The organism is Polymorphospora sp. A560 (assembly GCF_045781765.1).
GTDB classification, from domain to species: Bacteria; Actinomycetota; Actinomycetes; order Mycobacteriales; family Micromonosporaceae; genus Polymorphospora; species Polymorphospora lycopeni.
Window position 1 is genome coordinate 3145959 of the sequence record NZ_CP122282.1, and the last position, 15121, is coordinate 3161079.

A 15121-nucleotide genomic window follows, 5' to 3' on the forward strand; every position below is an offset into this window, starting at 1 on the left:
GGGCCTACCGGCCGGGCGCGGGCACCTCGTGGAGCGCGCCGTTGTCGGAGCCGGCGAGCAGGGACCGGCCGTCGGGAAACCACCACACCCGGTGGACCAGTGGTGGGGTCGGCAGTTCGTGGACCATCTTGCCGGCGTCGAGGTCCCACAGGCGGATCGCGTCGAGGTGCGGGGCCGCGAACACACCCTCGGCGGACAGGTCGCCGTACCCGGTGAACTCCGGCGTCTCGACGCGGTCGTGCCGGACGGTGCCGTCGGACAGGTCGGTCACGGCGAGCCAGTGCCGGCACGACGGGTCACGCCTGTCCGGGTACGAACACATCTCGACCAGCATCGACCGGCGCGGGTAGAGGTGGTGGCTGCGGGCGTACGGCCGGCCGCTGTACGTCCTCCACCGGCCGAGACGGTGCGCGACGGTGTCGTACTCGACGGCGCCGAGGTCGCCGCGCAGCAGCAGGCGGTGCTCGTCGAGCGGGTCGGCGGCGTGGACGGTCCACTCCAGCGCCGACCGCTCCACGACGGACAGGGTGGTGGCGTCGAGCAGGCACAGCGCGCCGGAGCCCCGCTGGGCCGCGCGTACCGCCGCCAGCACCAGGTCGCTGCCGGGAAGCCGTCGGATCAGCGTCACGTCGTACCGTAACGGGGCGCTCTGCGCCGCGGTCGTCGCCGGATCGTCCAGCGACCACCGTTGGACGCAGCCGCCGAAGCCGGTGTAGAGGTCGTCGCCGGCGAGGTGGACCGCCTCACCCGGCCGGTCGTGGCGGGCGCCGTCGATGACGGCGGCCGAGTCGGCCCGACCGCGTGACCACACGTACGCCCAGCGGTCACCGGCGACCGTGGCGAACCGGTCGCCGTCGAAGGAGACGTCCCGCACCGGGCTCTCGTGGCCGGCCGGCGGCCGGGGGGCGTCGCCGTGTGCGCGGAGCAGTCCGACCCGCGCGTCCCAGCCGAACGCCACGAGTCGGGGCGTGACCGCGTGGACGAGCACCGGCCCCCGTACGGGCCAGGTCCGGCGGACCGTACCGGCTTCCGGGTCCCGGTCCTCGACCTCCGTGTACCCGGCCCAGATCAGCCGGTCGCCGGCGAGGGCTACCCGCGACGCCCAGCTCATCTTCTCCGACCACACCACCTGTCCCGTCGCCGGGGCGACGGCGGCGACCAGATGGCCGTCGTGGGCGAGAACGAGCCCGCCGGGTGTGACGCCGAGAACCGTGGCCCGGTGCTTCTCGAAGGTGTGGAGCACGATCGCCTTCGGCACGGCCGTCGAACGCCGGGTGCCGGTCGCCGACCCGGTCGCGGGCGGCAGGGGCCAGGCGAGGAGCCGGTTGCCGGCGGCCGCGACCACGAGATCGCCGCGTACCGCCACCGACCCCACCGCCGCGCGCGGGCCGCTCAGGGCGTACCGGACGGTGCCGGTCACGGCGTCGACGACCAGCACCCTGCCGGTCCGGCCCTGGGCGGTGCCGACGACGACGATGGCGCCGTCGTCGGAGACCGCCGCGCACAACGGTGTTCCCGCAACGTCGACGTGCCGAGCCTGCCAGGTGCCGGTGTCGAGCACGACGAGCTTGGCGGACCTGCGGCACGGCATCGCCACCGTGCCGCCGGCGGCGGCTAGCCGGTCGTCTTCGACGGCGGGCACACCGACGGGCACGGTACGCACCCGAGCGAGGTCGCGGATCCGGTACACGCCGAGCGTCGACGGGTCGTCGGCGGGCGTGGCCACGACGAGGTCGCCGACCGGCACGAAATCGAGGACCGCGTCACCGGCCACGATCGCGCCCGTGTCGGTGTCCATGGCCTGCAGAAGTGTGCCGGGGGCGGGCGCGTATCCGTTGTGGAGCAGCAGGGTGCGGCCGTCGGCGGCGAACATCGCCCGGAACGAGCGGGACAGCGGGCGGAACGCGTCCGAGCCGTAGCGGTGCATCCCGCCGACGGTAGCAACGGCGCGACTGTCCGCTGTGGACGGAAGCTGACCGGTCCGGCTAACTGTTCGGATGCCTGACTGCCGGGTTCAAGTGGCAACTATGCGATGGGCATGCGAACCGCTTCGTCGACGAGTGCCTGGAGCCGGTCCCGGCAGCGCAGCAGAAGGCCAGTGATCTCGTCGATGGTCACCGCGTCCACCCGGCTGCGCTCCGACCACATAGCTCGAACGGCTCGCTGGCTCTGCGTCAGATACAGTTCTGCGGAGTCGAGCAACCTGCTGAACTCGTTGTGGTGGTCCGCGGAAGCGAACCGGACCGAGCCGCGTGCGGCCAGCAGGGACGCCCCGGGGGCGGCGAAGAGAGGGGCAGGATCGTCGCCTGCCTGATCGGCGGCAACCCGCGCGAGGACATATTCAAGTTCGGCTGCGGCCAACGTCAGCCTGCCGACCGCCAGGACCGTCTCCTCGGTGAGCCGCTGCATCGGCTCACCGTATCGGAGCGTCGGTCCATGCGTCCTTGCGGCCAAGGTGCCTCGGTGTCATGTTGGCCGGTTCCTCACCGGCTGGCGAGGTGTGTCCGGTTCGGGTTCGCCGTACGCCGACGTCGCCGAGGTCGACCGCTTGGCGAGCGCGTCGCGCGCGGTTGTGAGAGGTTGGAGTGGCCCGGTGAGGCCGTAGCGGCCCCGAGGCACCGGTCAGCCGCGACCCGGGCGTCGGGGCCCGCGCCGGAAATGTCTGCACCGAGACCGGCAAAACTTGATTGACTCCAGAAGAGTGGGCTATGTTTGCCGCATGACGTCCGACTTCGAGGCTCAGCTGCGGGCGGTCTCGTTGCGCGTGACTCGGCCCCGGTTGGCGGTGCTCGCGGCGCTGCGCGACCACCCGCACGTCGACACCGACACGGTGATCGCCCTGGTCCGTGCGGAGCAGCCCACGGTCTCCCACCAGACGGTTTACGACGTGCTGCGGGCGCTCACCGACGCCGGTCTGGTGCGGCGGATCCAGCCCGCCGGCGCGGTCGCCCGGTACGAGTCCCGGGTGGGGGACAACCACCACCACGTCGTGTGTCGTTCCTGCGGCGTGATCGCCGACGTCGACTGCGCTGTCGGCCACGCCCCCTGTCTCACCGCCTCCGACGACCAAGGCTTCGCGGTCGACGAGGCGGAGGTCGTCTACTGGGGCATCTGCCCCGACTGTGCGACCGAACCTACCTCCCAGTGATCGGCCAGTCGGAAGGAAACAGATGAGCGACACCCATGAAAACACGCCTGCGAGCGCCCAGGGTGTGGACCAGAAGGCAGCCGCCGGCTGCCCGGTCGCGCACGACTCGGTGACCGCGCACGGCAGCGAGAGCGAGAACCCGGCGATCGACTCGCCGACCCCGAAGACCGGCGGGCGTCCGCGTACCAACCGGGACTGGTGGCCCAACCAGCTCGACCTCTCGGTGCTGCACGCCCAGTCGGCCAAGGGCAACCCGCTGGGAGAGAACTTCAGCTACGCCAGGGAGTTCGCCAAGCTCGACGTCGAGGCCCTCAAGCAGGACATCGTCGAGGTGCTCACCACCTCGCAGGACTGGTGGCCGGCCGACTTCGGTCACTACGGCGGCCTGATGATCCGGATGAGCTGGCACGCCGCGGGCACCTACCGCATCCACGACGGTCGCGGCGGCGCCGGCGACGGCGGCCAGCGGTTCGCCCCGCTCAACAGCTGGCCGGACAACGCCAACCTGGACAAGGCCCGCCGGCTGCTCTGGCCGGTCAAGCAGAAGTACGGCCAGAAGATCTCCTGGGCCGACCTGCTCGTGCTCGCCGGCAACGTCGCCCTGGAGTCGATGGGCTTCAAGACCTTCGGCTTCGGCTTCGGTCGCGAGGACGTGTGGGAGCCCGAGGAGATCTTCTGGGGTCCGGAGGATGCCTGGCTCGGCGACGAGCGCTACGTCTCCGAGAAGGAGATGTCGACCGGCGTCGGGGCGACCGAGATGGGTCTCATCTACGTCAACCCGGAGGGCCCGCGCGGTAACGCGGACCCGGCCGCCGCGGCGCACTTCATCCGCGAGACCTTCGCCCGGATGGCGATGAACGACGAGGAGACCGTCGCCCTCATCGCCGGCGGCCACACCTTCGGCAAGACCCACGGCGCCGGCGTCGCCGACGACCACGTGGGTGCCGAGCCCGAGGGCGCCCCGCTGGAGGCGCAGGGCCTGGGCTGGCTGAGCACCAACGGCAGCGGCAAGGGCGCGGACACGATCACCAGCGGCCTCGAGGTGACGTGGACGGACCTGCCGACGCAGTGGAGCAACCGCTTCTTCGAGATCCTCTTCGGCTACGAGTGGGAGCTCACCACGAGCCCCGGTGGCGCCAAGCAGTGGGTCGCCAAGGACGCCGAGGCGATCATCCCGGACGCCCACGACCCGTCGAAGAAGCACAAGCCGACGATGCTCACGACCGACCTGTCGCTGCGCGTCGACCCGGCGTACGAGAAGATCTCGCGCCGCTTCCTGGAGAACCCGGACGAGTTCGCGCTGGCGTTCGCCAAGGCCTGGTACAAGCTGCTGCACCGCGACATGGGCCCGGTCAGCCGCTTCCTCGGCCCGTGGGTCCCGGAGACCCAGCTGTGGCAGGACCCGGTGCCGGCCGTCGACCACGAACTGGTGGGTGACGCCGACGTCGCCGCCCTCAAGGCGAAGGTCCTGGAGTCCGGCCTCACGACCGCCCAGCTCGTCTCCACCGCCTGGGCCTCGGCCGCCAGCTTCCGCTCCACGGACAAGCGCGGCGGCGCCAACGGCGCGCGGATCCGTCTCGAGCCGCAGCGCGGCTGGGAGGTCAACCAGCCCGAGCAGCTCGCGACGGTACTGAGCGCCCTCGAGGGCATCCAGCGCGAGTTCAACGAGGCCGGCGGCGCGAAGATCTCGCTCGCCGACCTGATCGTGCTCGCCGGCTCGGCCGCCGTCGAGAAGGCGGCGCGGGACGCCGGCGTCGAGGTGACCGTGCCGTTCCGCCCGGGGCGCACCGACGCCACCGCGGAGCAGACGGACGTCGAGTCCTTCCGGGTCCTCGAACCGCGCGCCGACGGGTTCCGCAACTACCTGCGTGCCGGGGAGAAGACCCAGCCGGAGGTGCTGCTCCTCGACCGTGCGTACATGCTCGACCTGACCGCGCCCGAGATGACCGTCCTCATCGGCGGCCTGCGCGCCCTCGGGGCCAACCACGGCGGTACGGCGCACGGCGTCCTCACCGACCGGCCCGGTGTGCTCACCAACGACTTCTTCACCAACCTGCTCTCTCCGGGCACGCGGTGGAAGGCGTCGGGCTCCGACGAGCACGTGTACGAGATCCGGGATCTGGCCACCGACGAGGTGAAGTGGACCGCGACCGTGGTCGACCTCATCTTCGGCTCCAACTCCCAGCTGCGGGCCCTCGCGGAGGTCTACGCCAGCGAGGACGCGCGCGACAAGTTCGTGGCGGACTTCGTCGCGGCCTGGACCAAGGTCATGGAACTCGACCGGTTCGACCTCGCCTGATCCGACCGCACCCGACGAGCCCCGGTCGATCCGCCAAGGATCGACCGGGGCTCGCCCGGGCATGGGTTCGCTGAATCGCCAGGGGCGACGCCGGCCTGGCGAGGTCGCGGGAGCTACGCCGGCGCGGTTTCGCAGGAGGAAGCGCCCCGGCCGGGGCCGGTGGTGGCGGTCAGGCGCGGCGGTGCAGGTAACGGGCGCGCCGTCCGGCGTCGTGGAAGCCGAGCCGTCGATAGAGGGCGGCGGCCGGGTTGTCGTCGTTGACGCAGAGCCACGCCTCCCGGGTACCGTCGGCGGCCAGCGACCGCAGCGCGATCGCCACCAGGTGGGCCCCGACCCGCCGGCCCCGCCAGGCGGGAACCACGCCCACCTGGTCGATCCAGTTGTCGATGACGTTGAGGAAGCCGACCGCCGTGCCGTCGGGACCGCGTGCGATCAGCGACAGGTCCGGCCGGTACGCGTCGTCCTCCCGTAGCTCGTCCAGCCACTCCTCGGCCACCGGCTCGACGAATCCGGGCCGGTCCGCGAAGGACGCCCGGTAGGTCGCGAACAGCTCCGAGTCGAGCGTCACCGGCCCGGTGGCCACGCCGTCGGGGTGGGTGACCTCCGGCAGGGCGGTGAGCTCGTGCCGTAGCACCCACTCGGTGAAGGTCCGCTCGAAGCCGCGTGCCGTGAACAGGGCGTCCGCCCCTGGACTCCACGACTCGGTGGTCGACAGCAGGTCGGCGCCGCCGGCCTGCTCGTCCGCCCAGCTCAGCAGCCGGCTACCGACGCCCTGCCCGCGCCAGGCCGGATGCACCAGGCCGGTGCTGGTGGCCGGCTGCCGGTCGGTGCCGACACTCACGGCCGCGATCAGGCCGCCGTCGTACCAGGCGCCGAGGGTACGGGCCTGGAGCAGCCGGGCCCGCAGCAGCGCAGAACCGGTGAACAGCGGCAGCCCACCGTCGACGGCCAGGCACGCCTCGGCCAGGTCGGTCAGCGCGGTGAGGTGTTCCTCGCCGAACTCTTTCCAGGTCAACACGTCCATGCCCGGGTCCGCCATCATCCTTTGCCCTTCACTGCCGTCGATTGCCCGCCCGCCGGCCCTGGCGGCTGACGCCGGGCCGGCGCGACGGCGCCGTTGGGCAGTAAGTAGGCGTCCCCGCCGGTATCGCTGTCAACGCGGTTTCAGCCCGTCCGCCCGGGAACGACAGCAAGAAGACGGACTGTCGGTGAGTTGGAACTCTGGGCATGAGGGGGTCTCGACGGCCGGCTCGGTGCCTTGTCGTCCGGCTGGCCCGTGTCTACTGTGCGGTGATGTTCTCGCGCCTCTTGACGGTGACCTTCGATGCGCACGACGCGACTCGCCTGGCGCGGTTCTGGGCCGGCATGCTCGGCCGGGGAGTCGTCGAGGACGCGGATGGTGCGCTGCTGCCCGGCGACGACACCCAGCTCAGCCTCCGGTTCGTTCCGAGCCGCACGGAGACGGTGGGGTCGAACCGCATGCATCTTCACCTGACCAGCGCCAGCCGCGCCGACCAGGAGCGCATGGTGGCGACGGCGCTGGGGCTCGGCGCCGGCCACGTCGACGTCGGGCAGCGCCCCGAGGAGGGGCACATCGTCCTGGCCGACCCCGAGGGCAACGAGTTCTGCGTGATCGAGCCGGGCAACGCCTTCCTCGCCGGATGCGGCCTGCTCGGAGAACTCGCCTGCGACGGCACCCGGGAGGTCGGCCTCTTCTGGAGCGAGGCACTGGGCTGGCCGCTGGTGTGGGACCAGGACCAGGACCGCGGTCCAGTCACCGTACGGCGGCACGAAGGTCGCGTGGGGAGGCCCACCCGTGGCCCCGAAGGAGGCGTGGAACCGGCAGCGCTTCGAACTCGCCCCGGTTGAGGGCGACCAGCAGGCGGAGGTCGACCGGCTGGTCTCCCTCGGCGCCACCCGGCTCGAGGTGGGGGCGGACGGCGCGGTCGTGCTGGCCGATCCGGACGGCAACGAGTTCTGCGTGAAAGGGAACTGATCACATTCCACGGAGGTGCCCCTGAGGGCGGGGGGTGGGGTGACCTGGTGAGCCTGTGATCGGGAGGTCGTGGTTACCGCGGCGCATCCGGTCGACGATCGACCGGGTAGCCCGGGGATCCGGACATCCAGAAGAGGGAGCAGAGCCGATGCCACGTAAACCGATCGACATCACCCTCCCCGGCCTGTCGGGGAAGCGCGCCGTCGTCACCGGCGCGAGCGACGGGATGGGGCTGGGGATGGCCGTACGGCTGGCCGCGGCCGGTGCCGAGGTGATCCTGCCCGTCCGCAATCCGCGCAAGGGCGAGGCCGCGATCAGCACGGTCCGGCAGGCCGTGCCCGGGGCAAAGGTCTCGTTGCGCAGCCTCGACCTGTCCTCGCTGGAGTCGGTCGCGGCCCTGGCCGACGCCCTTCGCGGGGAGGGCAGCCCGATCCACATTTTGATCAACAACGCGGGCGTGATGCGACCGCCGAGCCGGCAGACCACGGCCGACGGGTTCGAACTGCAGTTCGGCACCAACCACCTCGGCCACTTCGCGCTGGTCGCCCGGCTGCTCCCGCTGCTGCGCGCCGGCGGTGCCCGGGTGACCTCGCAGGTCAGTGTCGCCGCGCGTCGTGGCCGTATCAACTGGGACGATCTGAACTGGGAACGTTCGTACGACGGCATGCGTGCCTACAGCCAGTCGAAGATCGCGTTCGGGTTGTTCGGCCTGGAGTTGGACCGCCGCAGCAGGGCGCACGGTTGGGGCATCACCAGCAACCTCTCGCACCCCGGGGTTGCCCCCACCAGCCTCCTGGCAGCCCGCCCCGAGCTCGGCCGCAGCCAGGACACCCCCGCGATACGCCTGATCCGGGCGATGTCCGCTCGCGGCATCCTGGCGGGCACCGTCGAGACCGCGAAGTTGCCCGCGCTCATGGCCGCGACCGACCCGGATGCCAAGCCCGGTGTGCTCTACGGGCCCAGCGGCCCTGGCAACCTGGGCGGTCCGCCGGCCGAGCAGCGGATGTACACGCCGCTGCGTAGCAGCGAGGAGGCCCAGCGCGTCTGGCAGGTGTCCGAGCAGCTCACCAGGACGTCCTTCGTCAGGGCCTGACCACCGGTCGCCCGACCTCTCCCGAAAAGCCACACGGGTCCTCGTGGTCGGCGCGACTCCATCGCCACCCTCGGCCGCTACCCATCCCGGGCTGTCACCACTGCCCGGGCCAGGGATGAGCCCTGAACTGGATCGGGGGCTGATACAGCACCGGAGGCCGGCACCGCACCCGCGGCTACCTCAGCCTTGCCGTTCATGGGTACACCGTCACGACTTCTGCCGGAGCCCCGGGCGTGGCGCCGCGATCAAGGCGACCGTCTCCATGGGCAGCTCGGCCCTCCGTTCGATCTCCAGGCCGGCCCGGTTCAGCAGCGTGGTGATCCGGTCAACGGTGCGGTGGCCGCCGCCGGTGGTCATCAACAGGTGCAGATCCCACAGCGCGGGCAGCACGGTCGGGGCCTCATCGTCGACGAAACGGTCGAGGAGCAGCAGTCGCGACGAGGAGTCGACCATGGCGCGACGGCACTTCTCGAAGACCTTGACGACCGCGTCGTCGTCCCAGCCGGCCAGAACGCGACAGAGGATGTAGACGTCTCCGCCCTGGGGGACGTCGGTGAACATGTCGCCCCCGACCAGTTCGACACGGTCGAGTCCGACGGCGGCCGCTAGGTGCTCACCCGCCTGGGGCAACATGTGTTCGCGGTCGAAGAGCGTGCCCCTGGCATCCGGTGTGGCGCCGAGGATCGTGGCGAGCAGTTGGCCGCCTCCGCCACCCACGTCCACGACCATCTTGCCGGAGAAGTCGAAGATCTCGGGTACCTGGTGGAAGAACATGCTTGCGGCGTTCAAGGTGTGCTGGAATCGCCGGGCGGTGGCCGCGTCCTCACCGAGGTATTCGTAGAACGGCCGGCCGTAGGCGGCCTCGAAGCCCGAACTGACCGTGCTTATCGCGTTATGGGCGTGCCCCCAGGCGGAATAGAACTCCTCGCCGTAGAGCAGGCACATGCCGCGCAGGGACTGAGGGCCGTCGAGCAGTGCTGCGCTCACGTCGGTGTTCCTGTAACCGGTCGACTCGTTGCCCTCGAATACGCCCATGGCCACCAGAAGGCGCATCAGGCGGTGAATGCCCTCTTCATTTGCCCCGGTTGATTTAGCCAGTTCGCCGCGGGTGGTGCGGCCGGCCTTGATGTGATCCGGCAATCCGAGTTTGACCGCGGTGTAGAGGGCCTGTGCCCGCCAGCCGCCGGTGATCATTTCGATTACGTCTCGAGTGGCCTGCAAGTCGACTGTCATTCCGCCCCGCTAACCGACTGATATCAACGTTTGTCACTGTACCGCAAAGACGATCGCCGGCGGAAGGGTCTCACTTGCCCGGGGTGAATCCGGCAAGTAATCCGACGGTCTACTGTGGGCTTGTGAACACTTGGTGACACTGTCTGGGTGCATGGTTGGACGACGATTGTCGTAGGACTACGTCCGCCCCACGAAGCGTGGTGCGGGGAATGCGCTATGCGTACAGCGTTCCCCGGGCGACGACGACGGCGGACCCCGCCACCTGGACCGACTCGATCCGTTCCGGCGTTCCCGTGGCCCGAGCCCGCATTGTCGAAGGACGGCCGATCTCGACGCCCTGGCGGATCTCGATCCATTCCCCGAAAGGGATCAGACCGTGCCGGGCCAGGTGCACCGCGAGCGAGCCGGCGGCCGAGCCGGTGGCCGCGTCCTCGACCACGCCATAGGCGGGCGAGAACATCCGCAGTCTCCATCGCGTGCCCGATCCCGCGAAGCAGTTGGCGGCCATGTCGGGCAGCCTGGCGAGAGTCCGTTGGTCTGGCTCCACGGCGGAGAGCGTGGCCACGCTGCCCAGGCCGACGAACACGTGTCGCGGCCCGTTTCGGTAGACCTCCACCGGCAGGGTGCAGGCGGACGCCGCCAGGCCGAGACCGGCGAGCAACTCGTCCGCGCGGTCGTAGGGCTCCCACGTGGGGATGGGTTGCCACATGCTGGCCGTGCCGGCCCGGCCGCCGCCGGCACACTCGAGATCGAACGCCACGGTGCCCATGGCGGTCTCCATCCGGATCCTCTGCGCCGGGTTCGACTCGCCGAGCACAATGGCAGTGCCCAGGGTCGGATGCCCGGCGAACGGCAGCTCGTTCACCGGGGTGAAGATCCGGACCCGCACGTCACCGTCGTCTTCCGCCGGGAGGACGAAAACGGTCTCCGACAGGTGCATCTCCTGCGCGATCCGCTGCATGCGCTCGGGAGAGAGATCGGCGGGATCCACGAAGACCGCGACCGGGTTACCTTCCAGCGGAACTTCGGTGAAGACGTCGGCCACGACATACTCGTACGTACCCATAGGTCCCCCTTCTCGAAGGTCAGTGGGTGTCGGACAGGGTCTGGTACGCCCTGCCTACGGTGTTGCCGCGGCCGGTGCGTACCACCGGCATGCCGGCGAAGACAGCGACGCTCAGTTCGGTGTTCTTCGCCGGGTCGACCATTCCGAACGGCGACATGCCTTCACTTCTTGTGCAGGTGATTGGGCAGCTTTCAGGTAGGGATCCCGCCACGCCTGATCACTGGCACCTCGATCCCCAGTGCACGCAACTGCTGGAACGGGTTCATGAACTCGCGGTTCTGCTTGATCTTTCCGTTCTCGAGCAGGAAAGAATGGATGAAGTGGTTCCTGTAGTAGCCGGGCGGGTAGTCGGGATAAAGGATCTGTCCTTCTCCGTCACACTCGACCCAGAACCTGTTGGGGTCCTGCGTGTCGAAGATCTCCACGTTCTTCCATTCCCAGTCGGGGAACATCCGCAGTGACCATTCGCCGTGCGCCTTGAGTTTCTCGTGGCCCTGGGAGGCGACCGGTTTGCCGGTATCGCTAGTCCACAGGCCGGCGCTGCCGTCCTCGGTGAAGAGCAGGTATCGCGTCAAGCGGTTCTCGCCCTTGCGGCTCATGTAGTCCGCGACGACGGCACGGTTGCGGTCTCTCAGGTCGAGGTCGGTGGCGAACGCCTCGGACTGGGTGTGGTTCGTCGTCAATTCTGGATCCCTTCGGCTCGTGATTGCGTGCATCGGTGTGCTGGTTATCGTCCGGCGTTCGGTGTCGGAGCCGGAGTTGGAGCCGGTAGACAGTGCGTTGTCCCGGGCGCGGTCAGGGCTGCAGCCGGCCGGTACGCCAGCCCGTTCCGTCGCGTTCGTACAGCAGCCTCTGGTGCAGGCGGCCGGGGTCGGCCTGCCAGAACTCGACCGATCCGGGTTCGAGCAAGTAACCCAGCCAGGCGGCCGGGCGAGGCAGCGGCAAGCCAGCACCGGCCAGTTGTTCGGCCCGTCTCCTCAGTTCGTCCTCGTCCAACAGGGGTGCGCTCTGGTGTGAAGCCACCGACATCGGGTGCGTGCTGACCGGCCGGGCGGCCCACAAGGCATCAGCTTCCTCGTTGGGCAACGCATAGGCCGGACCGGTCACGATCACCTGGCGGCCGGCCTCGCGCCAGTAGAAAACGCCGGAGGCCCAGCCGTTCTCGGCCAGGTCCCGGCCCTTGCGACTGTTGGCGTGCGTGGCGAACACCAGACCCGTGTCGCGGACCTTGAGGACCTGCACGATCCGGTTGGAAGCGTGGCCACGGGCATCCGCGGAGGCCAGCGCCAGCGCACCCGGCTCACGGACGCCGTCCGCGACCGCGCGGTCGAACCAGGCCCGGAGCAGGCCCATCGGTTCGGCGGGCGGGGTGGAGAACTCATCGGTGCTCAGGGGGTGGGTGGATGTGCTCACTACGACTTCTTCACCGGCTCGAAGGCCAGGCCGCGGTCGAGCAACTCGCCGGAGTGGACACCTTCGATGATGGCCTCGATGTCGGTCTCCATCCGGTGATTCGGCGGGTATCCGATGAGTTCGGTGGCCCGGTTCGGGGGCATCGGCGCCGTCAGGTCAGCTGTGGACTCCCACAGCGTCACCGCACCCCAGCGGTTGGCCTGCCGGTCGGAGATCCAGAACTTCAAACGCAGTCCGTGGATCCGCTCCCACGGCTGCACGCCCTCTTCTCGCAGGTAGACGCGCAGGGAGTCGATGGTCTGGCCGGACCCGGACAGGTCCCACCAGGAAATGCTTGCTTTCATACGTTCAGTACCTCCTCGGTCTGTGTCAGCGGCGCCAGCAGCTCACCCAGGACGCGTTCGCCGTCGCGGGTGAGTACCGACTCAAGGTGGAACTGCACCGAAGCAAAGTGCGGCCCTCGTAGGGCATGCACCTCGCCCGTGCCGGCGTCCAGGCTGGCCTTCACCCCGCCGATGCCAGGACACTCCAACTGCTCAGCGCGTCCGTAGGCCTCGTAGGAGTTGTAGAAGCCCACCTGTTCCCGCGAGCCGAACAGGTCGATCTCGCGCTGGGTGCCCTGGTTCGGGACCGTCCGGCGCCTCAGCCGGAGCCCGAGGCGCCGGCACAGCAACTGGTGGCTCAGGCACACCGCAAGGAACGGGATGCGTCGGGACAGCAGGTGCTCGATCGCCGACGTGAGGTGGGCCATCCTCGGGTCATCGGCGTCCCGTGGGTCGCCGGGACCCGGGCCCAGGATGACGAGATCGTGGTCGTCGAAGCGGTGGGGCGCGTCGAAGCGGTCGAGTCGCACCGTCAGCCCGATGGCCCGCAGTTGGTGGGCCAGCATCGAACTGAAGGTGTCCTCGGCATCGATGATCAGCGCCCGGCGGCCGCTCAGCGCCGGGTGTGGCTGTGCGCGCGAGCCGGCGTCGCTGAGCCAGAAGCGCGCGATGGTCGCGTTGCGCCTGCCCAGCGCCTCGCGGATCCGCGGGTCTCCGTTGAGACGCTCGTTGGCACCGAGCGCCGAGAGCAGGCCGGCGGCCTTGGTGCGGGTCTCGGCGACCTCGGCGGTGGGGTCGGAGTGCCGGACCAGGGTTGCCCCGACCCCGACCTCGACGCGAGCGCTGTCATCGAGCTCCGAGGTGCTGATGTCGGCGGTGCGGATGAGAATGGCGGAGTCCATCGTCCGCGCGCCATCGGCGTCACGGCCGATGAGGGCCGCGACGCCGCCGTAGTACCCGCGGCCGCGCGGCTCGTAGCGGGCGATCACTCGGCAGGCGTTCTCCAGCGGACTGCCGGTCACGGTGGGCGCGAACATCGTCTCCCGCAGGATGTCCCGGGGATCGAGGTCGCTGCGCCCCTCGATGACGTATTCGGTGTGCGCGAGCCAGGCCATCTCCCGCAGGAACGGACCCACCACCCGGCCACCGCCCTGGCAGACCCGGGCCATCATCTTCAGTTCCTCGTCCAGGACCATGTACAACTCGTCGGTCTCTTTGCCGTCGTCGAGGAAGTCCATGACCTCCGACAGGACCGGTCCCGTCGGCGGGTAACGGTAGGTGCCGCTGATCGGGGTCATCGCCGCGACGCCGTTTCGCAGGCTGACGTGGCGCTCCGGTGTGGCGCCGACGAAGGTCCGGGTGCCGGTGTGCACGAGGAACGTCCAGTAGGTACCGGTCTCCCGGGTGAGTAACCGACGGAACAGGCTCAGCGCGCTGCGCGTGGAGTAGCCGGTGATGGTGGTGACGAACGTCCGCTTGATGACGAAGTTCGAGCCCTCTCCGGTGCCTATCTCGTTGTCGAGGACCGCGCGAACGATGTCAGCGTAGGCGTCGTCCTCGGTGTCGAACCGTCCACCGGTCAGGGCGATCGGCTCGTCCGGGAGGTGTCTCAGCGCCTCGGTGGTGGAGATCTGGCCCTGGTCCGTCACCGACATCGCGAGCAGCGGTGAGCCGTCCGCGGCGGCGGCGAAGCCGCGCTCGGTGATCTGCCGGTGAGGCACCAGGACCAGCGCCTCCTGACGAGCCTCGCCGGGCCGCCCGGCCTGGTCGGCCAGCGGGATGTCAGCGAGCCGGGCCGGCGTGCTGACCCGGCCCAGCAGGATCTCCAACCGGTCCGGGCCCAGGGTCTCCGGGCGGTGCAGCAGGGCGAAGGCGCCCGGATCGGGTCTCAGCACCTGCTCGAGCAACTGCTGCGGCTTCATGCGAAGACCTCCCCGGTGGTGGTGACCACCGAACAGCGAGTGGCCGCGTAGTCGAGGGCCAGCCGGTGATAGTCGGCCGAGAAGTCGCCGAGAGCGTCGGCGACCAGGAACGACTGGATGTCGTTGGTGAACGCGTCGAGGGCCGTCGCCAGTACACCGACGTGCGCGTACACCCCGCAGACGATCAGCTGGTCGCGGTCCTGCTCGCGCATCTGCGCCAGCAGGTCCGAGCGGAAGAACGCGCTGTAGCGCCACTTGGTGAGCACCCGGTCCGGCGGCCGCGGTGCAAGCTCGGCGACGATCGACCGATCGAGGGGGTCGACGCTCATCCCCGGGCCCCAGATGTCCTTCAGCAGGCCGCGTTCCTGCTCGGTCATGCCACCGGGCTGCGCGGTGTAGAACACCGGGATCCCGAGCGCGGCGCAGCGCTTCCTCAGTTGCACGCAGTGGCGCACCAGCGTGTCACGCACCGCCGGGGGAAAGGGTGCGAGGAAGTAGCGCTGCATGTCGTGCACGAGTAGTACCGCCCGGCGTGGGTCGGGGGTCCACCGTGCGGTGCTGACGGGCAGCTCACCGCTCGTGGGAAGTGGGTAGGCGGGGATCGGCGCTATGCCCGGCACGGTGTCTC

Annotated in this window: 15 protein-coding genes and 1 pseudogene; 5 read left to right on the top strand and 11 right to left on the bottom strand. The window is 69.8% G+C overall.

Annotated features, from left to right (window positions below; genetic code table 11):
• Positions 1-4 precede the first annotated feature (4 nt).
• Positions 5-1927, bottom strand: a complete 1923-nt coding sequence (locus tag QCD66_RS14235) for a hypothetical protein (RefSeq protein ID WP_375732947.1) — start codon at positions 1925-1927, stop codon at positions 5-7.
• 98 nt (positions 1928-2025) lie between these two features.
• Positions 2026-2409, bottom strand: a complete 384-nt coding sequence (locus QCD66_RS14240; RefSeq protein ID WP_375732946.1) for a hypothetical protein — start codon at positions 2407-2409, stop codon at positions 2026-2028.
• A 310-nt stretch (positions 2410-2719) separates the two neighbouring features.
• On the opposite strand from QCD66_RS14240, the gene QCD66_RS14245 reads away from it, so the two are divergent.
• Both QCD66_RS14245 and katG read left to right on the top strand, forming a co-directional pair.
• On the top strand, positions 2720-3148 hold the full coding sequence (locus QCD66_RS14245; RefSeq protein ID WP_357542351.1) for a Fur family transcriptional regulator: 429 nt from the start codon (positions 2720-2722) through the stop codon (positions 3146-3148).
• A gap of 22 nt (positions 3149-3170) precedes the next feature.
• Positions 3171-5447 (top strand): catalase/peroxidase HPI, encoded by a 2277-nt coding sequence (katG, locus tag QCD66_RS14250; protein WP_375732945.1) that lies wholly within the window; start codon positions 3171-3173, stop codon positions 5445-5447.
• Positions 5448-5616: 169 nt separating this feature from the next.
• On the opposite strand, the gene QCD66_RS14255 is transcribed toward katG, so the two are convergent.
• On the bottom strand, positions 5617-6471 hold the full coding sequence (locus QCD66_RS14255; protein ID WP_375732944.1) for a GNAT family N-acetyltransferase: 855 nt from the start codon (positions 6469-6471) through the stop codon (positions 5617-5619).
• Between the two features lie 341 nt (positions 6472-6812).
• Here QCD66_RS14255 and QCD66_RS14260 point away from each other — a divergent pair, with 341 nt between their 5' ends.
• The 3 genes and pseudogenes from QCD66_RS14260 to QCD66_RS14270 all read left to right on the top strand — a co-directional run bounded on the left by QCD66_RS14260 (position 6813) and on the right by QCD66_RS14270 (position 8536).
• Positions 6813-7316 carry a VOC family protein gene (locus QCD66_RS14260; RefSeq protein ID WP_407567245.1) on the top strand — a complete coding sequence of 168 codons (504 nt, stop codon included), beginning with the start codon at positions 6813-6815 and terminating at the stop codon, positions 7314-7316.
• Positions 7222-7443: pseudogene (locus QCD66_RS14265) on the top strand (VOC family protein); the annotation flags it as partial. The gene QCD66_RS14260 and the pseudogene QCD66_RS14265, both read left to right, overlap by 95 nt.
• Before the next feature lie 148 nt (positions 7444-7591).
• Positions 7592-8536, top strand: coding sequence for an SDR family oxidoreductase (locus QCD66_RS14270; protein ID WP_375732942.1), 945 nt, complete (start codon positions 7592-7594; stop codon positions 8534-8536).
• 207 nt (positions 8537-8743) lie between these two features.
• Here the strand turns inward: QCD66_RS14270 and QCD66_RS14275 are convergent, their stop codons facing one another.
• The 8 genes from QCD66_RS14275 to QCD66_RS14310 all read right to left on the bottom strand — a co-directional run bounded on the left by QCD66_RS14275 (position 8744) and on the right by QCD66_RS14310 (position 15113).
• A complete protein-coding gene (locus tag QCD66_RS14275) occupies positions 8744-9769 on the bottom strand; it encodes a methyltransferase (RefSeq protein WP_375732941.1) in 1026 nt (341 codons plus the stop codon).
• A gap of 214 nt (positions 9770-9983) precedes the next feature.
• On the bottom strand, positions 9984-10835 hold the full coding sequence (locus QCD66_RS14280; RefSeq protein ID WP_375732940.1) for a PhzF family phenazine biosynthesis protein: 852 nt from the start codon (positions 10833-10835) through the stop codon (positions 9984-9986).
• Between the two features lie 19 nt (positions 10836-10854).
• Positions 10855-10992, bottom strand: coding sequence for a hypothetical protein (locus QCD66_RS14285; protein ID WP_375732939.1), 138 nt, complete (start codon positions 10990-10992; stop codon positions 10855-10857).
• Between the two features lie 34 nt (positions 10993-11026).
• Positions 11027-11518 (bottom strand): PhzA/PhzB family protein, encoded by a 492-nt coding sequence (locus QCD66_RS14290; RefSeq protein WP_357542367.1) that lies wholly within the window; start codon positions 11516-11518, stop codon positions 11027-11029.
• Positions 11519-11630: 112 nt separating this feature from the next.
• Positions 11631-12248 carry a phenazine biosynthesis FMN-dependent oxidase PhzG gene (gene phzG / locus QCD66_RS14295; protein WP_375732938.1) on the bottom strand — a complete coding sequence of 206 codons (618 nt, stop codon included), beginning with the start codon at positions 12246-12248 and terminating at the stop codon, positions 11631-11633.
• Entirely contained in the window at positions 12248-12592 is a 345-nt protein-coding gene (locus tag QCD66_RS14300) for a hypothetical protein (protein WP_364217214.1), read from the bottom strand. Before QCD66_RS14300 ends, phzG begins: the two co-directional genes overlap by 1 nt.
• Complete coding sequence (locus QCD66_RS14305) at positions 12589-14493, bottom strand: anthranilate synthase family protein (RefSeq protein ID WP_375732937.1); 1905 nt, start codon at positions 14491-14493, stop codon at positions 12589-12591. The genes QCD66_RS14300 and QCD66_RS14305 overlap by 4 nt, the downstream gene beginning before the upstream one ends.
• On the bottom strand, positions 14490-15113 hold the full coding sequence (locus QCD66_RS14310; protein WP_364217211.1) for an isochorismatase family protein: 624 nt from the start codon (positions 15111-15113) through the stop codon (positions 14490-14492). The genes QCD66_RS14305 and QCD66_RS14310 overlap by 4 nt, the downstream gene beginning before the upstream one ends.
• Between the last annotated feature and the right edge of the window lie 8 nt (positions 15114-15121).